The organism is Seongchinamella sediminis (assembly GCF_003457605.1).
GTDB lineage: Bacteria > Pseudomonadota > Gammaproteobacteria > Pseudomonadales > Halieaceae > Halioglobus > Halioglobus sediminis.
The window spans coordinates 198,870-220,015 of the sequence record NZ_QRAN01000005.1 but is presented as its reverse complement, the minus strand read 5'-3'; the positions used below and the strand labels follow the sequence as shown (position 1 = coordinate 220,015).

Annotated in this window: 21 protein-coding genes; 10 read left to right on the top strand and 11 right to left on the bottom strand. The window is 63.7% G+C overall.

The window, feature by feature from the left end; translation table 11 throughout:
* Positions 1-78: 78 nt before the first annotated feature.
* Positions 79-2,742, bottom strand: coding sequence for a DNA gyrase subunit A (gyrA, locus tag DWB85_RS06825; RefSeq protein ID WP_117953461.1), 2,664 nt, complete (start codon positions 2,740-2,742; stop codon positions 79-81).
* A gap of 309 nt (positions 2,743-3,051) precedes the next feature.
* On the opposite strand from gyrA, the gene DWB85_RS06820 reads away from it, so the two are divergent.
* The 4 genes from DWB85_RS06820 to DWB85_RS06805 are packed head-to-tail and all read left to right on the top strand — an operon-like array spanning position 3,052 to position 6,533.
* Entirely contained in the window at positions 3,052-4,383 is a 1,332-nt protein-coding gene (locus tag DWB85_RS06820; RefSeq protein ID WP_117953460.1) for a TRZ/ATZ family hydrolase, read from the top strand.
* Between the two features lie 3 nt (positions 4,384-4,386).
* On the top strand, positions 4,387-5,097 hold the full coding sequence (ubiG, locus tag DWB85_RS06815) for a bifunctional 2-polyprenyl-6-hydroxyphenol methylase/3-demethylubiquinol 3-O-methyltransferase UbiG (RefSeq protein ID WP_117953459.1): 711 nt from the start codon (positions 4,387-4,389) through the stop codon (positions 5,095-5,097).
* Positions 5,094-5,759 (top strand): HAD family hydrolase, encoded by a 666-nt coding sequence (locus tag DWB85_RS06810; protein ID WP_162846039.1) that lies wholly within the window; start codon positions 5,094-5,096, stop codon positions 5,757-5,759. The genes ubiG and DWB85_RS06810 overlap by 4 nt, the downstream gene beginning before the upstream one ends.
* Before the next feature lie 15 nt (positions 5,760-5,774).
* The gene (locus tag DWB85_RS06805; RefSeq protein ID WP_117953458.1) at positions 5,775-6,533 is read left to right on the top strand and encodes a YciK family oxidoreductase; all 759 of its coding nucleotides are present in this window, start codon (positions 5,775-5,777) and stop codon (positions 6,531-6,533) included.
* A 47-nt stretch (positions 6,534-6,580) separates the two neighbouring features.
* Here DWB85_RS06805 and rluB read toward each other — a convergent pair whose 3' ends face one another.
* From rluB to DWB85_RS06780, 5 genes are read right to left on the bottom strand one after another with little or no spacing between them, the layout of a single operon-like run.
* Positions 6,581-7,453 carry a 23S rRNA pseudouridine(2605) synthase RluB gene (rluB, locus tag DWB85_RS06800; protein ID WP_117953457.1) on the bottom strand — a complete coding sequence of 291 codons (873 nt, stop codon included), beginning with the start codon at positions 7,451-7,453 and terminating at the stop codon, positions 6,581-6,583.
* 12 nt (positions 7,454-7,465) lie between these two features.
* Positions 7,466-8,323, bottom strand: a complete 858-nt coding sequence (scpB, locus tag DWB85_RS06795) for an SMC-Scp complex subunit ScpB (RefSeq protein ID WP_117953456.1) — start codon at positions 8,321-8,323, stop codon at positions 7,466-7,468.
* Between the two features lies 1 nt (position 8,324).
* Complete coding sequence (locus DWB85_RS06790) at positions 8,325-9,242, bottom strand: segregation and condensation protein A (protein WP_239017241.1); 918 nt, start codon at positions 9,240-9,242, stop codon at positions 8,325-8,327.
* A 38-nt stretch (positions 9,243-9,280) separates the two neighbouring features.
* Positions 9,281-9,904: an L-threonylcarbamoyladenylate synthase gene (locus DWB85_RS06785; RefSeq protein ID WP_117953454.1), complete on the bottom strand. Its 624-nt coding sequence runs from the start codon at positions 9,902-9,904 to the stop codon at positions 9,281-9,283.
* Positions 9,901-10,755 (bottom strand): PHP domain-containing protein, encoded by an 855-nt coding sequence (locus DWB85_RS06780; protein ID WP_117953453.1) that lies wholly within the window; start codon positions 10,753-10,755, stop codon positions 9,901-9,903. Before DWB85_RS06780 ends, DWB85_RS06785 begins: the two co-directional genes overlap by 4 nt.
* Positions 10,756-10,856: 101 nt before the next feature.
* Between DWB85_RS06780 and DWB85_RS06775 the strand changes: the two genes are divergently transcribed.
* The 5 genes from DWB85_RS06775 (at position 10,857) to DWB85_RS06755 (ending at position 14,102) form a co-directional block, all read left to right on the top strand.
* Positions 10,857-11,435 carry an inner membrane-spanning protein YciB gene (locus DWB85_RS06775; RefSeq protein ID WP_117953452.1) on the top strand — a complete coding sequence of 193 codons (579 nt, stop codon included), beginning with the start codon at positions 10,857-10,859 and terminating at the stop codon, positions 11,433-11,435.
* Positions 11,436-11,537: 102 nt separating this feature from the next.
* Positions 11,538-12,209, top strand: coding sequence for a TIGR04211 family SH3 domain-containing protein (locus tag DWB85_RS06770; protein WP_117953451.1), 672 nt, complete (start codon positions 11,538-11,540; stop codon positions 12,207-12,209).
* Positions 12,210-12,236: 27 nt separating this feature from the next.
* The gene (locus DWB85_RS06765) at positions 12,237-12,809 is read left to right on the top strand and encodes a peptidylprolyl isomerase (protein ID WP_117953450.1); all 573 of its coding nucleotides are present in this window, start codon (positions 12,237-12,239) and stop codon (positions 12,807-12,809) included.
* Entirely contained in the window at positions 12,806-13,567 is a 762-nt protein-coding gene (locus DWB85_RS06760) for a pyridoxine 5'-phosphate synthase (RefSeq protein ID WP_117953449.1), read from the top strand. The genes DWB85_RS06765 and DWB85_RS06760 overlap by 4 nt, the downstream gene beginning before the upstream one ends.
* A 1-nt stretch (position 13,568) precedes the next feature.
* On the top strand, positions 13,569-14,102 hold the full coding sequence (locus tag DWB85_RS06755) for a nuclear transport factor 2 family protein (RefSeq protein ID WP_117953448.1): 534 nt from the start codon (positions 13,569-13,571) through the stop codon (positions 14,100-14,102).
* A gap of 4 nt (positions 14,103-14,106) precedes the next feature.
* Here the strand turns inward: DWB85_RS06755 and DWB85_RS06750 are convergent, their stop codons facing one another.
* The 3 genes from DWB85_RS06750 to DWB85_RS06740 are packed head-to-tail and all read right to left on the bottom strand — an operon-like array spanning position 14,107 to position 17,490.
* Entirely contained in the window at positions 14,107-15,411 is a 1,305-nt protein-coding gene (locus DWB85_RS06750) for a sodium ion-translocating decarboxylase subunit beta (RefSeq protein WP_117953447.1), read from the bottom strand.
* A gap of 4 nt (positions 15,412-15,415) precedes the next feature.
* Positions 15,416-17,209, bottom strand: coding sequence for a sodium-extruding oxaloacetate decarboxylase subunit alpha (gene oadA / locus DWB85_RS06745; RefSeq protein WP_117953446.1), 1,794 nt, complete (start codon positions 17,207-17,209; stop codon positions 15,416-15,418).
* A 29-nt stretch (positions 17,210-17,238) separates the two neighbouring features.
* Complete coding sequence (locus DWB85_RS06740) at positions 17,239-17,490, bottom strand: OadG family protein (RefSeq protein ID WP_117953445.1); 252 nt, start codon at positions 17,488-17,490, stop codon at positions 17,239-17,241.
* A gap of 164 nt (positions 17,491-17,654) precedes the next feature.
* Between DWB85_RS06740 and DWB85_RS06735 the strand changes: the two genes are divergently transcribed.
* On the top strand, positions 17,655-18,632 hold the full coding sequence (locus DWB85_RS06735; RefSeq protein WP_117953444.1) for a tRNA dihydrouridine synthase: 978 nt from the start codon (positions 17,655-17,657) through the stop codon (positions 18,630-18,632).
* 8 nt (positions 18,633-18,640) lie between these two features.
* Here the strand turns inward: DWB85_RS06735 and DWB85_RS06730 are convergent, their stop codons facing one another.
* Entirely contained in the window at positions 18,641-19,111 is a 471-nt protein-coding gene (locus DWB85_RS06730; protein ID WP_117953443.1) for a hypothetical protein, read from the bottom strand.
* 186 nt (positions 19,112-19,297) lie between these two features.
* Complete coding sequence (locus tag DWB85_RS06725; RefSeq protein WP_239017240.1) at positions 19,298-20,998, bottom strand: M28 family metallopeptidase; 1,701 nt, start codon at positions 20,996-20,998, stop codon at positions 19,298-19,300.
* Positions 20,999-21,146: the final 148 nt, after the last annotated feature.

The window sequence follows — 21,146 nt, the reverse complement described above, 5'->3', positions numbered from 1 at the left end:
TTTTCACGGGATCCCGATGCGTCGGACCGCGACTTTCGCCGGGACGAGGTTTCAGCGCTCCCTGGTAATTCAACGGCTTCAGGCTTCGTCATCGGTACCTTCGGCGGCGTCATCAGCGGCCGCGTTTTCTCCTTCGCCGGGATCGGCTGGGCCTGCGCCGTCACTGGCTGCAGGCGACTCGGCAGCTGCATCCACGTCCAGTTCGGGTTTATCTTCCGGCTCATCAATCCGTTCCACGCTTACCAGGAACTCATCGCTCCTGGTGCGGATCACCCGCACGCCCTGGGTATTACGTCCCAGCACGGAAACCTCGTCGGCGCGGGTGCGCACCAGGGTGCCCAGATTGGAGATCAGCATCAGCTGGTCACCGTCGAATACCTGTACCGCGCCCACCAGCTTACCGTTACGCTCGGAGGTCTGCATGGCGATAACCCCCTTGGTGCCGCGCCCCTTGGTGGGGAACTCGCTAATCTCGGTGCGCTTGCCGTAACCGTTTTCCGACACGGTAAGCACGCGGCCACCCTCGCGCGGGATGATCAGCGAAATCATCTCGTGGCCGTCGCCCAGGCGGATGCCGCGCACGCCCCTGGCGGTGCGGCCCATGGCGCGCACATCGCCTTCCCGGAAGCGAACCGCCTTGCCCTCGCTGGACAACAGCATCACGTCGCAGTCGCCGCTGGTGATCGCGGTGCCCACCAGCACGTCCCCCTCTTCCAGTTCCAGGGCGCGCAGGCCCACGCTGCGCTGGCGAGAGAAGTCGGTGAGCGCGGTCTTTTTAACGGTGCCATTGGCGGTCGCCATGAAAATAAAGTAGCCCTCGGTATAGTCCTCCACCGGCAGGATCGAGGTCACGCGTTCCCCCTCTTCCAGCGGCAGCAGGTTGACCATGGGCCGGCCCCGGGAATTGCGCCCGGCCAGTGGAATCTGGTAGACCTTCAACCAGTACACCTTGCCCATGTTGGAAAAACACAGGATGGTGGCGTGGGTGCTGGCAATCAACAGGTGCTCGACGAAATCCTCGTCCTTCACCGCCGTGGCCGACTTGCCGGTGCCGCCACGGCGCTGGGCCTGGTAGTCGGACAGCGGCTGGGTCTTGGCATAACCGCCGTGGGAGATAGTGACCACCCGGTCTTCCTCGGTAATCAGGTCCTCCACGGTGAGGTCGTGCTGGGAGGCGGTGATTTCGGTCAGGCGTTCGTCACCGTACTCGCTGACGATCTCTTCCAGTTCCTCGCGGATAACCGCCTTGAGGCGTTCCGGATCAGACAGGATTTCCAGGAACTCGCTGATTTCACGCAGTTTCTCCTCGTATTCGTTAATCAGCTTCTCGTGCTCCAGACCGGTGAGGCGGTGCAGGCGCAGCTCAAGAATTGCCTGGGCCTGGGCCGGAGACAGGTGATAGACACCCTCGCGCAGACCGTACTGGGGTTCCAGATGGTCCGGCCGGCAGGCGTCTTCACCGGCGCGTTCCAGCATGCCGGTCACATCACCCGGCTCCCAGGCCCGGGCAATCAGCTTCTCTTTCGCCTCTGCCGAGCTCGGTGAGGCCTTGATCAGCTCGATCACCGGGTCGATATTGGCCAGCGCGATGGCCAGCCCCTCGAGGATATGCCCGCGTTCGCGCGCCTTGCGCAGCAGGTAAACCGTGCGCCGGGTGACCACTTCCCGGCGGTGGCGGATAAAGGCTTCCAGGATTTCCTTGAGGTTGAGGATTTTTGGCTGGCCATCCACCAGGGCGACCATGTTGATACCGAACACGGCCTGCAGCTGGGTCTGGGCGTAGAGGTTGTTGAGCACCACATCGCCGACTTCGCCACGCCGCAGCTCGATCACCACCCGCAGGCCGTCCTTGTCGGACTCGTCGCGCAGCTCGGTAATCCCCTCGATCTTTTTCTCCTTGACCAGCTCGGCGATGCGCTCGATCAGCCGCGCCTTGTTCAGCTGGTAGGGAATCTCGTGAATAATAATGGTGTCTTTGCCGCGCTTTTCGTCACTGACCACCTCGGCCCGGGCACGGACGTAGATCCGGCCCCGGCCGGTGCGGTAGGCCTGGATAATGCCGGCGCGGCCGTTAATTATGGCGCCGGTAGGAAAATCCGGTCCCGGGATGTGCTCCATCAATTCATCCACGGTCAACGCGGGATCGGCCAGCAGGGCCAGGCAGCCACTTATGACCTCGGTCAGGTTGTGAGGCGGAATATTGGTCGCCATACCCACCGCGATGCCGGAGGAGCCGTTGACCAGCAGGTTGGGCACCCGGGTGGGTAAAACCGCGGGGATCTTCTCGGTGCCGTCGTAGTTGTCGACAAAATCGACAGTTTCCTTGTCGAGGTCCGCCAGCATCTGGTGAGAGATCTTCTGCATGCGGATTTCGGTGTAACGCATGGCGGCGGCATTATCGCCGTCGATGGAACCGAAATTCCCCTGGCCGTCCACCATCATGTAGCGCATGGAGAAGGGTTGCGCCATCCGCACAATGGTGTCGTAAACCGCCGAGTCGCCGTGCGGGTGGTACTTACCAATCACGTCACCGACAACACGGGCCGACTTCTTGTAGGCCTTGTTCCAGTCGTTATTGAGCTCGTTCATGGCGAACAGCACCCGCCGATGCACTGGCTTGAGGCCGTCCCTGACATCCGGGAGAGCCCGGCCTACGATCACGCTCATGGCGTAATCGAGATACGACTGCTTCATCTCGTCTTCGATGTTGACGGGAAGAATTTCTTTGGCTAAATCACCCATGTAGCACTGTTTCCTTCAGGTCCAGCTTAAAGGCCTTGTTATCGTGTTAGTGTGGTTGCCGCACCCCCGGCAGAAAGCGTCCTCGGACACCCTGGGTAAGCGCCAGAAACAACCTTGCACGCCCCGAAACACAAACCGCCAATTATACGGAATTCGCCTCTTAACTACCATGTTTTTCAAGAATTTCGCCGACAATCGCCGGCACCAGGGGTTATACTCTGCCCCGCCTCGAGGGTTTACCGCCAACACCCTCGCCAGTGGCGAAAATTTGTGCAATTACCAGCGACCTGAACCTGTAAGCGGAAGCCTATGAGCGCGCCAGATAACACCGTCGACACCCTCCTCCACCCGGACTGGCTGGTGCCGGTCGTACCCCGGGGCGTGGTCCTGGACGGGCACAGCCTGGCGATTACCGGCGGGCGCATCAGCCACATTCTGCCCCGCAACTTGGCCGCCGGCCTGCAGGCGAAGGAGGAGCTGGCGCTGCCCGGCCGGGCGCTGATGCCGGGACTGGTCAATCTCCATGGCCATGCCGCCATGAGCCTGCTGCGCGGCTATGCCGACGACCTGCCGTTGATGCCCTGGCTGGAACAGCATATCTGGCCCGCCGAGGGACAGCACGTCAGCGCCGAATTTGTCCGCGACGGCACCGAACTGGCCATTGCCGAGATGCTCCGCAGTGGGACCACCACCTTCAGCGACATGTACTTTTTCCCCGATGCCGCCGCGGCAGTCGCCATCGACAGCGGCATTCGCTGCCAGCTGGTGTTCCCGGTACTGGACTTTCCCACGGCCTGGGCCCGGGACGCCGACGACTATATCAGCAAGGGCCTGCGCCTGCGGGACGATGTCAAACACCAGCAGCTGGTGACGATCGGCTTCGGCCCCCATGCACCCTACACCGTGTCCCGGCCCAACCTGCAGAAAGTCGCCACCCTGGCGGCGGAGCTGGACGTGCCGGTACAGATTCACCTGCACGAGACCCGCGGCGAGGTACTGGCCGCGGTGGAGGAGAACGGCGAACGCCCGCTCGACACCCTCAACGCCATTGGCCTGCTGGGGCCGCGCACCCAGTGTGTGCACATGACCGACCTGGGCGAGCAGGACATGGCCCTGCTGGCGGCCACCGGCGCCCACGTGGTGCATTGCCCGCAGTCGAACATGAAGCTCGCCTCGGGCGCCTGCCCCACCGCGAAACTGCTGGCCCGGGGTGTCAACGTCGCCCTGGGCACCGACGGTGCCGCCAGCAACAACAGCCTCAATATGTTCATGGAAATGCGCGCGGCCGCCCTGCTCGGCAAGGTGACCGCCGCCGACGCCGCCGCCCTCCCCGCCGAGGACAGTCTGTACATGGCCACCATGGGTGGCGCCAGGGCCATGGGGCTGGCGGACGACATCGGCAGCCTGGAGGTCGGCAAGCAGGCCGACCTGATCGCCGTCGACCTGTCCGGCCCCGAGTGCCAGCCGCTGTACAAGCCGCTGTCGCAGCTGGTATACGCCGGCAATGGCAGCCAGGTGAGCCACAGCTGGGTGGCGGGCCACATACTGGTCCGTGACGGCAACCTGACCCGTATCAATATCACTGACCTGCTATCGCGCTGCTCGCAATGGCAGCAGACCATCAACAGCGAACAGATCTGAACCATGACCTCTGAAGCCAACGTCGATCCGGCGGAAATCGCCAAGTTCGAAGCCCTTGCCTCCCGCTGGTGGGACCGCAACAGCGAGTTCAAGCCACTGCATGACATCAATCCGCTGCGGGCAAACTATATCGACCGCCATTCCCCGGTGGCCGGCCAGCGCCTGGTCGACGTCGGCTGTGGCGGCGGCATCCTGGCCGAAGCCATGGCCCAGCGCGGCGCCCGGGTGACCGGCATCGATATGGGCGAGGCCCCGCTGGCAGTGGCAAAACTGCACCAGCTGGAATCCGGCGTGGAGGTGGATTACCGGCAGGGCACCGCCGAGGACCTTGCCGCCGAGCAGGCCGGGAGTTTCGATATCGTCTGCTGCCTGGAGATGCTGGAGCATGTGCCCGACCCGGGAGCGGTGATCAAGGCCTGCGCCGACATGGCCCGGCCCGGCGCGGCGCTGTATTTTTCCACCATCAACCGCAACCCCAAGGCCTTCCTGTTTGCCATCGTCGGCGCGGAGCACATTCTCCAGCTGTTACCGGCAGGTACCCACGAGTATGAAAAATTCATCAAGCCCTCCGAACTCGCAGGCTGGCTGCGGGATGCCGGCCTGGTGCTGGAGGACATGACCGGGCTGATCTACAACCCCATCACCCGCAGCTACCGGCTCAATCCCCGCGATGTCAGCGTCAACTACCTGGTTCACGCGGTAAAACCGGCATGACTGGCGGCACGCTGAAGGCGGTGCTGTTCGACCTCGACGGCACCCTGGTCGACACCGCCGACGAATTTGTGGTGGTGGTGCAACAGTTACGGGCGGAGCACGACCTGCCACCGCTGGAACCGGCGCGTATCCGGCGCTCGGTGTCCAACGGCGCCCGGGCACTGGTCGCCCTGGGCCTGGACATGGACCCGGCGCACCGGCAGTTTGAGAGCAAGCGCCTGCGGCTGCTCGAACTTTACAGCGACGTGCTGGGCAGTTCGGCGCGGCCCTATCCCGGCATCAACGCGCTGCTGGCCGAGCTGGACCGCCGCGGCATCGCCTGGGGGGTCGCCACCAACAAGCCCCGGGCCTACGCCGAACCGCTGCTGGCGCGAATCGATCTTCCCCCCTGCCCCAGCCTGGTCTGCCCGGACGATGTCAAGGACCGCAAGCCACACCCCGAGTCCCTGTATCGCAATTGCCGCGACCTGGACTGCGCGCCCCACCAGGCGATTTATATCGGCGACCACCGGCGCGACATCGAGGCCGGCAAACGCGCCGGGATGCTCACCATCGCCGCCGCTTACGGCTACATCGAGGCCGACGACAACCCCCGGGACTGGGGCGCCGACCTGTTGACCGACGACAGCGCCAGCCTGGCCGCGCTTATCTTTTCTCACTGAACACGGAATCCCAGCATGAACATCCAGCCCGCCCCCGCCGATTACCGCCCCGCTCCCGACCTGCTCAGGGGCAAGACCATCCTGGTGACCGGGGCCGGTGACGGCATCGGCCGGGTGGCCGCCCTGAGCTACGCCGCCCACGGCGCCACGGTCATCCTGCTGGGCCGCACGGAAAGCAAGCTGGAATCGGTATACGATGAAATCGAAGCGGCCGGGCACCCCAAACCGGCCCTGGTGACAATGGACCTGGCCACGGTCAGCGATGAGCAGTGCCTGCACCTGGCCCAGGGCCTGGCGGAGGAATTCGGCCACCTGGACGGGCTGCTGCACAACGCCAGCGTACTGGGCGAGCGGCGCCCCATCGAAAGCGCCTCCTACCAGGGCTGGCAGGACGTGATGCAGGTCAACGTCAACGCCCAGTTTGCCCTCACCCGCCACCTGCTGCCGCTGCTGCAGGCGGCCCCCAGCGCGTCGATCGTATTCACCTCTTCCGGCGTCGGCCGCGTGGGCCGGGCCTACTGGGGCGCCTATGCGGTATCCAAGTTCGCCACCGAGGGCTTTATGCAGGTGCTCGCCGCCGAACTGGAGAACACCAGTGCGATCCGGGTCAATTGCATCAACCCCGGTGGCACCAACACCGCCATGCGGCGCGCCGCCTTCCCGGCTGAAAAACCGACTGATAACCCGTCACCGGAAGCCATTATGGGTATTTACCTGTACCTGATGGGCGCCGACAGCGAGGGCACCACCGGGGTTTCCTTCGACGCCCAGTAGGCGGGCGCCCGGCAGTGTGAAAGGTTCCGCCCCTTATACCTGCCGCGTTAACGCTTGCTGCGTCTGTCACCGCGCTTGCGGAACTGGCGTTCCATTTTCTCGCGCTCTTTCAGCGTACCGCGTTTCTGGTCCTTAAGCGGCAGCTCGGCCATCCGGTACAGGCTCTTCACTTCCTTGGGATCGAGCTCAACCCACTGGCCCTGCTTGACCCGGGAAGGAATGAACACCTCGCCATAGCGTACCCGCTTGAGCCGGGACACGGTGAGGCCCTGGGATTCCCACAGCCGGCGCACCTCGCGGTTACGACCTTCCATGATCACTACGTAAAACCAGTGGTTGATGCCGTCGCCGCCGCCGTCCTGGATATCGGTGAAACGGGCCACCCCATCCTCCAGCATCACCCCCTCCTGCAGGCGCTGGAGCATGGACTCGTCCCATTCGCCCATGACCCGCACCATGTACTCGCGTTCAATATTGCTCGCGGGGTGCATCAGCTTGTTGGCCAGCTCCCCGTCGGTGGTGAACAGCAGCAGGCCCGAAGTGTTGTAGTCCAGCCGGCCAATGGATATCCAGCGGCCAGACTTCAGTTTCGGCAGCCGCTCGAATACGGTGCGCCGGCCCTGGGGGTCCTTGCGCGAGCAGACCTCGCCCGTGGGCTTGTGATAGAGAATACAGCGGGTTTCCTGGGCGGGGGCGGTATTTAAGGGCCGCCCATCCACCTGGATGCGGGCCCGCGGGGTGACCCGGTCGCCCAGCCGGGCCGGTTTGCCGTCGACGCTCACCCGGCCCTGCTCTATCCAGCGCTCCATCTCCCGACGTGAACCGAGACCGGTCCGCGCCAGGACCTTTTGCAGTTTTTCGCCCGGTACTGATTTTTCCCGGGTGTCTGGCGCCGACCCCGTGCTGGTTTTATTTACCATGGTGACAGATACTCAGGCCTGGTTCTCGGGCTTGGCAGCCTCGATATCGTCGCTGTCGCTTGCCGCGGCCGCCGGCCCGGTGGCGCCATCCTCGCCATTATCCTGCAGGCCCATCTCGCCCGCGGCCTCGGCCAGTGCCTCGGCGTCCCGCGGCTCGACCTCCAGGGTGTCGCCCTGCTCCGCGGCGGGCTCGTCGGCCGCCGCCTGATCGGCTTCACCCGCTTGCGCTGGCGGCACGTGATCGGTGCCCCCGACCACGGTCAGCCCCGGGTTCTCGCCCTCGGCGGACTTTGCCTCGCCCTCCGGCAGCGGTTCGCTGAAGCCCAGTTCGGCATTCAGGGTATCGAGATCGCGGATCTCCGCCAGCGCCGGCAGCTGATCCAGGTTTTTCAGGTTGAAGTAGTCAAGGAACTGGCGGGTCGTGGCGTACATGGCCGGGCGGCCCGGCACATCGCGGTGCCCCACCACCCTGATCCACTCGCGCTCGTGCAGTGTCTTGATGATATTGGAGCTCACCGCCACGCCGCGAATTTCCTCGATCTCGCCGCGGGTGATAGGCTGCCGGTAAGCGATCAGGGCCAGGGTCTCCAGCAGGGCCCGGGAGTACTTCGCCGGGCGTTCGTGCCAGAGCCGCGCCACCCAGGGGCTCAGTGCCTGGCGCACCTGGAAACGAAACCCGCTGGCGACTTCCACCAGTTCGAAACCCCGGTCTTCACACCGCTCTGCAATTTCTTGCATGGCTTCGCGTATGGCGGCGTTCTCCGGACGCTCCGGCTCCTCGAACAGTTCGGCCAGCTGGGCCACGGTCAGCGGCTTGCCGGCGGCCAGCAGTGCGCCCTCGAGGATTTGTACCAGACCCGTTTCCGCCATGTTATTCCGACCTTGCCTTGATGTGGATGGGACCGAACGACTCGGTCTGGACGATTTCCACCAGTGATTCCTTGATCAATTCCATTACCGCCAGGAAGGTGACCACCACCCCCAGGCGCCCCTCCTCCGCCCGGAACAGGGACACAAAGGGCACAAACTGCTGCCCCGCCAGGGCCTCCAGCACATCGGACATGCGCTCCCGGGTCGACAGGGCCTCGCGCTGCACGTGGTGGCTCTCGTACATGTCGGCGCGACGCAGCACTTCCGCCAGGGCCACCAGCAACTCGCGCATGTCCACATCCGGATCTGGCCGGCTGCGGTTGATATCCGGCGGCTTGGCGCTGCCCATCCAGGTGTCGCGCTCCATGCGCGGCATGTCCTCGATGTCCTCGGCGGCCTTCTTGAAACGCTCGTACTCCTGCAGCCGGCGGATCAGCTGCGCCCTGGGATCCTCCTCGTCTTCTTCGATCTCGGTGGACCGGGGCAGCAGCATCCGCGACTTGATCTCCGCCAGCATGGCCGCCATCAGCAGGTACTCCGCCGCCAGCTCGAACTGCATGGCATCCATCAGCTCGACATAGTGCATGTACTGCTCGGTAATCCGGGACACGTCGATTTCCAGGATGTCCAGGTTCTGGCGCTTGATCAGGTACAGCAGCAGGTCCAGCGGCCCCTCGAAGGCCTCGAGGAACACTTCCAGGGCCTGGGGCGGGATGTACAGGTCCTTGGGCAGCTCGGTCATGGCCTGGCCCATCACCACTGCAAAGGGCATCTCCCCCTGCTGGGGATGGGCGCGGGACTGGTTCTGTGAGGCCTGGGCGACCGCGTCCGATTGAGGGCTTTGAGCCTGCGAGGCGGCGTCGGAATGGGCTTCCCCAGCCCCGACCTGCGCTTCAGAATTGGGTTCGTTTGCTGACACGGGCCTACCTGTGATCAATTCGTGGCCAGTATACCTGATCAATCCTCAAATGGGGCAATATCTCCCTTGCCGGCGCGTATCACCAGCGGCGTTTCATCGACGAGGTCGATCACGGTGGTGGGTTCCATACCGCAGTACCCGCCATCGATCACCAGGTCGACATCGTGTTGCAGGGTTTCGCGGATATCGTAGGGGTCGATCAGTGGGTACTCGTCGCCGGGCATGATCAGGGTAACGCTCATCATCGGCTCATCGAGGTCGGTGAGCAGGGCCTGGGCGATATTGTTCTCCGGCACCCGCAGCCCCACAGTCTTGCGCTTGCTGTGCAGCAGGCGCCGGGGCACTTCCGAGGTCGCCTGCAGGATGAAGGTATAGGGTCCGGGGGTACAGTGCTTGAGCAGCCGGTACACGGTGTTGTTGACCCGCGCGTAGGTGGCGATCTCGGACAGGTCCCGGCACACCAGGGTGAAATTGTGGCGGGCGTCCAGTTTGCGAATGCGGCGGATGCGATCCAGCGCGTTCTTGTCGCCGATGTGGCAGCCGATCGCATAGGCCGAGTCGGTGGGGTAGACCACCACGCCGCCGCTACGAATGATGTCCGCCGCCTGGCGTATCAGCCGGAGCTGGGGATTGTCGGGATGTATCTGAAAAAACTGGCTCACTGTTTACTCTCGTGCTTGTTGTCCAGCCAGCGCTGCCACACGCCGTTGCCTGCCTTCAGGCGGTCCAATTCTACACCCAGTTCGGGGCTGTAGGGGCCATCGCGGTGGAAATCGCTGCCCGCGGAGACTTGCAGGCCGAATTCCTGCGCCAGCTGCTGCAGGCGAGCGACCTGGTCCGGGCTCTGGCGGCCGCTCAACACCTCCACCGCGCGGCCACCGGCGGCGGCAAAATCCTTGACCAGGCGGCGCATTTTCATGCGCGTGAACCGGTACTTGAGCGGGTGGGCGATGACCGCCACGCCGCCGGCGCCGGTGATCCATCCCACCACCTCGGCGAGCTCCGGCCAGAAGGCCTTGACGTCTCCCGGCTTGCCCTGGCCGAGGTACTTGTCGAAGGCCTCGCTGTGATCCCTGACGTGGCCCTGGGCCACCATCCAGGCGGCAAAATGCGGCCGGCCCAGCTGGCTGTCCCCGGCCTCGGCGAGGGCGCCATCCAGGGCGCCGTGGAAGCCGCGCTTTTCCAGCCGCTGGGCAATTTTGGCCCCGCGGTCGGTGCGGGCTGCATCCAGCACCGCCAGCCCCTGCTGCATGGACGGGTGTTCGCAGTCCATGCCCAGGCCGACGATATGCACTGTGGTACCGGACCAGCGGCAGGAGTACTCGACGCCGGGAACCAGATGCACCCCGGGGTAGTCAGACCTGAGAGCCTGTGCCTCCTGATAGCCGGCGACAGTGTCGTGGTCGGTGATTGCCAGCAGCCCGATACCGGCCGCCTCGGCCCGCGCCAGCATTTCGCCGGGCGTCAGGGCACCGTCAGAAGCGGAGGTATGGGTGTGGAAGTCAATCAGCACAATCTTTACACTTGTAGCTTGCGGCGCCGACACCGGCCAACGCGCGACACAATAAACAGGGGAACGTCCCCTATGGTAACAGCCCAGGTACCCGGCACACCATGAAGCAATTACTGGAATTTGTCCCTATCGCCCTGTTTTTCATCGTCTACCAGTTGAACGGTGAAACCCTGACCCTCGGCGAGTGGAGCTACACCGTCGACGGCATATTCACCGCCACTGCGGTGCTGATGCTGGCCACCCTGGTGCAGGTCATCATCGGCTACGCCCTGAGCCGCGAACTGGAGAAGCGGGCCCTGTGGATGCTGCTGGCGGTGCTGGTTTTCGGCGGCGCCACCCTGCTGCTGCGCAACCAGATGTTCATCCAGTGGAAGCCGACCATCTTCAACTGGGCGCTGGCCCTGGCCTTTGGCGCCTCCCAGTTCATCGGCGACAAGAATCTGATGGAGCGCACCCTGGGCAGCCAGATACGCCTGCCGAAACCGGTGTGGACCCGCCTCAACCTGCTCTGGGTGAGTAACTTCGCCATCGTCGGCGCGCTGAACCTGGTGGTCGCCTACGGCTTCTCCGAAGCGACCTGGGTCAGCTACAAACTCTACTCGGCTATCGGCTTCACCCTGCTGCTGACGGTGCTTACCGCCATCCTGATCAGCCCGCACCTCAAGGAAGAAACCTCCTGAGCCAGAGCACCGGGCACTACATCACGGCCCGGCTTCTACAAAAAACCCGGTTTCGGCGTTACACTAGCGCCGCCTTTCACCACGCTGTCGAGGAAGTCTGTTTTGTTGCGTTACCTTTCTGCTTTCACCCTGCTGCTGGCGTTCGCGCTGCCGGCCACTGCCCAGGACATCCGCTACGTGAGCGACGAGGTCTTCGTGGTCCTGCACACCGGCCCCGGCAAGGAATACCGCTGGGCCGCCAAGCTCACCCCCGGCACCCGCATGGAAGTCGCCAGCCTCTCGGACGACGGCAACTGGGCCCAGGTCACGACTTCCCGCGGCACCAGCGGCTGGGTGAGCACCGAGTTCCTGACCGGCGAGGCGCCAGCCCAGGTGAAACTGCCGGCGGCGGAAGCCAGGGCCGAGCAGCTGGCGGCAAAGAACGCGGAACTCGGTGATCAGGTCAAAACCCTGCAGGCGGAAAAGCTCGAATTGCTGAACCGGGCCAACAGCATTGACTCGGACCTCGGTAGTGTGTCCCAGGAACTTGCCAAGCTGAAACAGATCTCGGGCAATGCCGTGCAACTGGACACCGACAACCGCCGGCTGGTGGAAGAGTCGGAAAACCTGCGCTCGGAACTCGAAATGCTGAAAGCCGAAAACATGCGGCTGCAGGACAAGCTCAACAGCGAGGACTTCATCAACGGCGCGCTGGCCGTGGCCCTCGGGGTGTTCATTACCCTGATTGTACCCCGTCTCTGGCCCAAGCGGCGCAAGAGCTCAAGCTGGGCCTGAGCCCGGTCAACCCCCCAGGAGAACACCATGCTACGCACACTCATTACCTGCTTTTTCCTGGCACTGGCGCCGCTCGCCAGTGCCGAGGACACCCACCTGCCCAACCCGGTGGTCGATGTCGAGACCTCTGAGGGCACCTTCACCCTGCGACTGTTCCGCGACAAGGCTCCGGTTACTGTCGAGAATTTCATGGCCTATGTTGACGCCGGCTTCTACGACGGCACCATTTTCCACCGGGTCATCCCCGACTTTATGATCCAGGGTGGCGGCTTTGGTCCCGACATGAGCGAAAAACAGGCCGGCGACCCTATTGTCAACGAGTCCCAGAACCGGCTACACAACATGCGCGGCACCATCGCCATGGCACGCACCAACGACCCGGATTCCGCCACCGCCCAGTTTTTCATCAACGTGCGCAACAACATGCGTCTTGACTGGACACCCGGCAACCCGGGTTACACCGTATTTGGTGAGGTTATCGGCGGAATGAGCGTGGTGGACTATATCGTCACTGCCCCCACCACCTCGGTGGGGGGGCACCAGAACGTGCCGGTAGAGCCGATCACCATTATCGGGATCAGCCGTAAATCCGTCCTGTGATCGCGCTCTCGGTCAACCTCAACAAGATCGCCCTGATCCGTAATTCCAGGGACACCACTAATCCCAGTGTCCCCGATCATGCGCAACTGTGTATCGATGCCGGTGCCGACGGCATCACCGTGCACCCGCGACCGGACCAGCGCCACATTCGCGCCCAGGATTGCTTCGAGCTGGCGCAGATGCTGTCAGTGGAATTCAACATCGAGGGCAATCCCTTTACCGGCCCGCGCAAGAGTGAGCGCAAGGGGGTCAGCGACTACCCCGGCTTTATGGCACTGGTGCGGGAGATACGCCCCGCCCAGTGCACCCTGGTTCCGGATGCTGACGGCCAGCTGACCTCGGACCACGGTTTCGACCTGACCCGCGACGGCGACCGGGTGGCGCCGCTGGTGGCGGAGCTGAAATCCCTGGGCATACGCACCAGCCTGTTCATGGACCCGGACCCGGAACAGATCCGGCTGGCGGCGCAAACCGGCACCGATCGCATCGAACTCTATACCGAAAGCTACGCCGAGGCCTGCAAATCGGGCCGGGATGTGGACGAGGTGTTCGCCCGCTTCGTCACTGCCGCCGAGGTAGCCGCAACCGAGGGGCTGGGGCTCAACGCCGGTCACGACCTGGACCTGGACAATCTACCGCTCTTTGCCACGGTACCCGGCCTGCTCGAGGTTTCCATCGGCCACGCCCTGACCGTGGACGCCATTCGCATGGGACTGGCCAATGCGGTGGCGGCATACCAACAGGCCCTGGGGAAATAATATGGACGCGCGATTAACAGCGCTGCTGGACAAGCAGGAAATCACCGAACTGGTCTACGCCTATTGCAGCGCTTCCGACCGGCACGACCACGAGCGACTGCGCACGCTCTACCACCCCGATGCAACTGACGACCACGGCGGTTTTTTCCAGGGCCTGGCCAGCGAGTTCATCGACAGCCTGCCGGACATCCAGGCGCCGATGGAAATCCTGCACCACAACATTACCAATGTGAATATCGCCCTGGACGGTGATTATGCCGAGGGAGAAATCTACGTGCTGGCATTTCACCGGATTCGGACCGACGCCCAGCCCATGGACCTGCTGATCGGTGGCCGCTACTTCGACCGCTATGAAAAGCGGGACGGCATCTGGAAATTCAGCCACAAGGCGGTGGTTGCCGACTGGGCCACGGTCAACGCCCCTTCCACCGTGCAGCTGGACCACCCGCTGGTAAAAGGCTCACGCATCGGCAGACCCGGGCCCGAAGACCCGTCCTACGATTTCTTCCGATTGTTCACGTGGGGCCAGCGCTAAGCCCTCAGCGTCCCACCAGGGTGATCATCACCCCCGCGGCCACCGCCGAGCCAATCACCCCGGCGACATTCGGTCCCATGGCGTGCATGAGCAGGAAGTTATGCGGGTTGGCTTCCAGGCCGACCCTGTTACTGACCCGCGCCGCCATTGGCACCGCCGACACCCCCGCCGAACCAATCAGGGGGTTGATCGGCGTGCTGCCAAAGCGGTTCATCAATTTGGCGATCAGTACCCCGGATGCGGTGCCGATGCCGAAGGCGACGATGCCGAGACCGAGGATGCCGAGCGTATTGATATCCAGGAACTTGTCGGCCACCAGTTTGGAACCCACGGACAAACCGAGGAAGATGGTGGTGATATTGATCAGCGCGTTCTGGGCCGTTGATGACAGGCGCTCCACCACGCCACACTCTTTCATCAGGTTGCCGAAACAGAACATACCGAGCAGCGGTGCCGCATCGGGCAGCAACAGCGCCACCAGGATCAGCAGCACCAGCGGAAACACGATTTTTTCCCGCCGGGATACCGGGCGCAGCTGGGTCATCTCGATCCTGCGCTCGCTCTCGGTGGTCAGTAGACGCATGATGGGCGGCTGGATCATCGGCACCAGCGCCATGTAGGAATAGGCGGCGACCGCGATTGCCCCCAGCAGGTCCGGGGCCAGCACGCTGGAGACATAGATAGCGGTAGGGCCGTCGGCGCCGCCGATAATACCGATTGCCGCGGCGTCGGCAATGCTGAAATCCATCCAGCCGATGGAGCTCAGGAAGACGGCACCGATGACCGTGGCGAAAATACCGAACTGGGCAGCGGCCCCCAGGAACAGGGTTCTGGGGTTGGCAAGCAGGGGCCCGAAGTCGGTCATCGCGCCGACCCCCATGAAAATCACCAGCGGTGCCACCCCGCTGGCAATCGCCACCGAGTAGAAGTTGTACAGCATGCCGTTGGCGTAGCCCGCGTCCAGGGCCAGCTGCTGGACAGCGATATGAGCGGCCCCGCTGCTGGCGTCATAAGCGGCGAGCAGCTCCTTGACGTTGTCGCTGGCACTGACGCCAAGCACGCGGGCGAACTCCAGCAACAGGTCCGGCTCCGCGCCGTGCAGGGCGTTTTCCACCGCCGAGTAGGCCAGCCCGGCCCCCGGGATATTGGCGAGAATACCGCCAAAACCGATGGGCACCAGTAACAGCGGTTCGAATTGCTTGCGAATGGCCAGGAACAGCAGCAGCAGGCCAATCACCATCATAAAGAACTGGCCCGGGCCGATCTGGGCAAGCCCTGATGAAATCCAAAGCTGGAGCAGCTTATCCATGGCGTCAGCTTATGCTGATCAGGGTGTCGCCGACCGCGACCGTGTCGCCGACCTTGACATCCACCGAGGCCACGGTGCCGTCACGGCTGGCGCGTACCTCGGTCTCCATTTTCATCGCCTCGAGGATGATGACCACGTCGCCGGCGCTCACCGCGTCACCGGCGCTCACAGTCACCCTGAAAATATTGCCCGCCAGCGGTGCCGGCAAAGGCTCGGCCGCCCCGGCTGGGGCTGGCGCTGCTGCCGGGGCGCTGGTCGCCGCGGGACTGACGGCGGACACGTCGCCGCCCTCGGCAACTTCAACCACATAACTGCTGCCATTGACCGACACCGTGTAAACCTCGGCGGCGCCGGGGGCAGTCGCGGCGGGCGCCGCCGGCGCGGGCGCCGGCTCGTTGCCCGGGGCGGGCTCAAAGGCGTCCGGATTACCGCGGTTCTCGAGGAACTTGAGGCCAATCTGGGGGAATAGCGCGTAGGTCAACACGTCGTCGATTTCACCCTCGCCCCGGCTCAGGGCAATATTCTTCTCGCCAGCCAGTTGCCGCAGCTCCGTCGTCAGGGTCTCCAGTTCCGGCTCCAGCAGGTCGGCCGGCCGGCAGGTGATGGGCTCGGCGCCCTCCAGCACCCGCGCCTGCAGTTCCCTGTTGACCGGCGCCGGCGAGGCGCCGTACTCGCCCTTGAGCACGCCAGCCGTCTCCCGGGAGATGGACTTGTAACGCTCGCCGGTCAACACGTTGATCACCGACTGGGTACCTACAATCTGCGAGGTGGGTGTAACCAGGGGAATAAAGCCCAGGTCCTCACGCACCCGGGGAATTTCCTCCAGCACCTCGTCCAGCTTGTCCGCCGCGCCCTGTTCCTTGAGCTGGTTTTCCATGTTGGTCAGCATGCCGCCCGGCACCTGGGCCACCAGAATGCGTGAGTCCACGCCGCGCAGGGCGCCCTCGAACTTCGCGTATTTCTTGCGCACGGCACGGAAGTAGGAGGCGATCTCTTCCAGCTTCTGCATATCCAGCCCGGTATCGCGGTCGGTGCCCCTGAGCATGGCAACCACTGACTCGGTGGGCGAATGGCCATAGGTCATGGACATGGAGGATATGGAGGTATCGACGTTATCGATGCCCGCCTCCACGCACTTCAATATGGTCGCGGTGGAAAGGCCCGTGGTGGCGTGACACTGCATGTGAACGGGAATGTCACAGGCGGCTTTCAGGCGCCTGACCAGTTCGTAGCCGTCGTAGGGGTGCAGCAGGCCGGCCATGTCCTTGATGGCGATGGAATCCGCGCCCATATCCTCGATACGCTTGCCCTGGTCGACCCAGGTCTCGATATCGTGCACCGGGCTGATGGTGTAGGAAATAGTGCCCTGGGCGTGCTTGCCCACCTGCTTGACCGCGTGCAAGGCGACCTCGATGTTGCGAATGTCGTTCATGGCATCGAACACCCGGAACACGTCAACCCCGTTAACGGCCGCCCGCTCGACAAATTTTTCTACCACGTCGTCGGCGTAGTGGCGGTAACCGAGTATGTTCTGCCCCCGGAACAGCATCTGCTGCGGCGTATTGGGCATGGCCTTTTTCAGCTCGCGAATCCGCTCCCACGGATCTTCCCCCAGGTAACGAATGCAGGCATCGAAGGTAGCCCCGCCCCAGGATTCCAGCGACCAGAAGCCAACCTCGTCCAGCCTGGCCGCGATTGGCAGCATGTCTTCGATACGGACCCGGGTGGCCAGCAGGGATTGCGACGCGTCCCTGAGAACCACATCGGTAATGCCCAGGGGGCGCTTGCTCTCTTCCATGGAGGAACCTCTTATTGTCAAATTGCCAATCAGGGCCTGTGGCGATTACGGTGGCGATGAACCGCCGCGGTGATGGCGGCGACGATTTCCGCATCCGGGGACACGGCACCGGGCGCAGCCTTGCCCTCAGCGGCTGGCGCTGGCGGGGCTTCGGGGAAGAAACGACCGACCACCGCAGACATGACGCTGGTCGCCACTACCAGCAGCGCCAGGAACACCACCACAGTGCCCATGCCGAACAGCATCAGTTCCACACCCTGCGCCACAATATCCTGCTGCATCTGCCCTGTCCGTCATCGCTGGATCAGCCCCGAGCACCTGCAGGGCCACAATTGGGCAACTATAAAACAGGCGCGGGCCGGTTGCCATCACCCGCGCGGGGAACAATGGTGGCCGCTGCCGCGCTGGCGTATAATCCGCCGCCACCCAAGCAGACAGAAATGCCATGAGACTCCTGCTGGCCCCCATGGAGGGGGTGATAGATCACACCATGCGCGAATTGCTCACCGGCCTGGGGGGCGTGGATCGCTGCGTCACCGAGTTTGTCAGGGTCAGTGAACGACTGCTGCCGGCGCGGGTATTTCACCGCCTGTGCCCGGAGCTGAAAACCGGGGGCAGAACCGCCTCCGGGGTGCCGGTTTACCTGCAATTGCTGGGCGGGAATCCCGTCGTGGTGGCCGAGAACGCGGCCCGCGCGGCCGAACTGGGGGCCCCTGGCGTGGATCTCAATTTCGGCTGCCCGGCAAAGACCGTCAACAAATCCGACGGCGGGTCCATACTGCTACGTGAGCCGGAACGGGTCGCGGCAATTACCGCCGCGGCAAGAAAAGCCGTGCCAAAGGATGTACCGCTTACCGTCAAAATACGGCTGGGTTACGAGGACCAGGAGCAGTTTCTCGATATCGTGCGCGGCATCAACGAGGCGGGCGCCACGGAGCTGACCATTCATGCCCGGACCAAACGCCACGGCTATCGCCCGCCCGCCTACTGGGAAGAGATCGACCGGGCCAGGGCCGTCACCAACATACCGGTGATCGCCAACGGCGAAGTCTGGAATCCGGGAGATGCCCTGCGCTGCCGCTCGCTCAGCGGCTGTGACGACCTGATGCTGGGGCGCGGAGCCCTGTGCCGCCCTGACCTGCCGCGACTGGTCCGCGCCGCGGCCAGCGATGACACGCTGGAACCCCTGCAATGGCACGAGGTGCATGCGCTGTTGCTGGAATTCTACGGGCTTGCCCGCCAGCACTACGATCCCGGCCACGTGGGCAACCCCATCAAGCAGTGGCTGGTGTACCTGCGCTGCTACTACCCCCAGGCGGCCCTGCTGTTTGAGAGAATCAAGCGTCTGCGTGACGTCGATGAAATTGGCGCAGGCCTGCGCAGCGAGACCGCAATCCAGGGCCGCCGGCTGACGGCCGCCTGATTCGCCGTCTAGGCGGTGAGGGGCTGGGACTGCGCCTGTTCACGTTCCATGGCATCCAGCTCCTGGCTCAGTTGCTGCAGTTCCCGGCGCACCTGCGCCCGTCGCGAATGTGCCTGCTGCTCCTCCTGCTCCAGTTGCACGGCGATATCCAGCATGTCCTCGTCCAGGTCCAACCCGGCAAAATCAGTGCCCAGGGCCTGCGCACCCACCCCTGGCTGGAACGCGGCAAGCATCAGCAGGCCCGCTTTGAGATCCTCCGCCAGCCCATCGTGATTGCTGTCAGCGATGCATAGCAGCAGCGCAGCTTTCAGCCCCGATTTGGGGTGCGGCAGCAGCGACTGGTCAACAATGCGCCCGGGCAGTGGGGCAGACTCCTCCAGGAAACGGGCGTAATCCAGCACCATACGCTGGGCCGGGAGGAGATCCGGTGCACTATCGGCCCCATCATGCGGGCCCGACAGGCGGATAAACAAGTTCACGTTCTGACTCCGGTGATTACAGCTTTTCAGGCTGTACATTTGACCCGAGCCAGACCCCCGGTGGCATTGCCGCTGGCGCCAGCCACATGGCAGCGGGCGACAATCAGCAAAAAACCCGCTGCCAGGTTGCGGCACATAGCACTGCAACCGCCGGCGGACACTCAGCCCGCGCCTAAAGGCTTGTTGTCAGTCCTCGCTGCTGGCCAGGCTCGCTTCCCGGATCGCCTTGAACTCGACCCCGTCATTCCATCTGGGAAAGTCGCGACTGGCGGCGAGTTCGCTGCCCATGTGATACAGCAGTTGCACCTCCTGTACTGCACCGCGCAGGTCCCAGTCGGGATCGTACTCATCGGAAGGCTTGTGGTAGTGATTCTCGATGTAGCCCTGCAGGCGTTTTTCACCCCACTCCCGACCGTGTTCCTCGCTGGCGGTCGAACGGGTCAGGTAGAGTGCGGGCACGCCGACCCGGGCCAGGGAAAAGTGATCGGAGCGGTAGTAGAAACCTTTCTCGGGGAAGGGTTCCTGGACCAGCTCGCGGCCCTGTTTTTGCGCGGCCCTGAGAAGATAGTTCTCCAGTTCACTGTTGCCGAAGCCGACCACGGCCACCTCGCTGGTGGGGCCAATCTGGCCCGCGGCGATATTATCCATGTTGAAATTGGCCACGGTCTTGTCGAGGGCAAAGATCGGGTTCTCCCCGTACCAGCGCGAGCCGAGCAGCCCTGATTCCTCTGCAGTGACCGCCAGGAACAGCACTGAACGCTCGGGCGGCTGCGCCTGTTCGGTGAACAGTCTGGCCAGCGAGAACAGCCCCGCGGTGCCGGAGGCATTGTCGCTGGCGCCGTTGTAGATATTGTCGCCGTCGGTTCCGGGGCGCACACCCAGGTGATCCCAGTGCGCGGTATAAATCACCACTTCCCCAGGGTACTTGCTGCCGGGCAGCAAAGCCGCCACGTTGTGGCTGGTCTTGTTACTGACTTCGTTGTCGAGCCTTACCGTTGCGGTGATATCAGCCAGGGGAAAGGGCTTGAATCCCGGCCTGGCTGCTGCCGCACTGGCCTCGGCGTAGTCCACCCCGGCGGCTGCGAACAGGTCCTGGGCCTGTTCCAGCGGTATCCAGCTTTGCACCGCCACGCTGTCGGCCCTCCTGTTTTCCGAGGTCAGGCCAATCTTGGCGGACATGCCACCATTGCGCACCACATCCCAGCCGTAGGCTGCCGGCGCGGTCTCGTGAACGATAATCACCCCGGCCGCGCCCTGGCGAGCAGCCTCCTCGAACTTGTAGGTCCAGCGGCCGTAGTAGGTCATGGCATTGCCATTGAATACCTGCGGATCACCCGTCGCAAAGCCCGGGTCGTTGATCAGCACCACCACGGTTTTGCCCTTCACATCGATGCCGGCGTAGTCATTCCAGTTACGTTCCGGGGCGTTAATGCCGTAGCCGACGAAGACCAGGGGGGACTCATCGAGTTCGGTGACGGTCATCTGGCGCTCGGTAAACACCACCATCTCGTCGCCAAAACTGAGATCGGCGTTGTAGTCAGCCCCGCGCAGCGACAGCACCGCGTCGTGGGCGGTTTTCACCGCCGTGATCGGCACTTCCTGGAACCAATCCCCGTTATTGCCGGGCTGCAGGCCCAGGGCCTGGAATTCCTTGACCAGGTAGGCAATGGTCTTGTCCTCGCCCGGGGTGCCCGGTTCCCGCCCCTCGTAGGCATCCGACGCGAGTTCGGCGATATGGCGATGCAGTTCCGCTTCGATCGTCTGTGCCGCATCAGGGCCCGGCGCGACAGCAGCAACGCTGTCGCCAGGCGGGGTGGACTGGGAACTCTCCCCGGAACAGGCGCCAAGTGCCAACAACAGGCTGGCCAGCAACAGTGTGGTTTTCATTCGCATTCTCCATCACGGTGATACAGGCGGCCATGATACTGGCATTAAGCGTGCTGCGCACGGACGGATCCGCTGGCCGTTTGCATCCGCCGCGCCCGCTGACGTTTAATACCACCTTCAGCAACCCTTGCCCGGCGGGTCCCGGCAC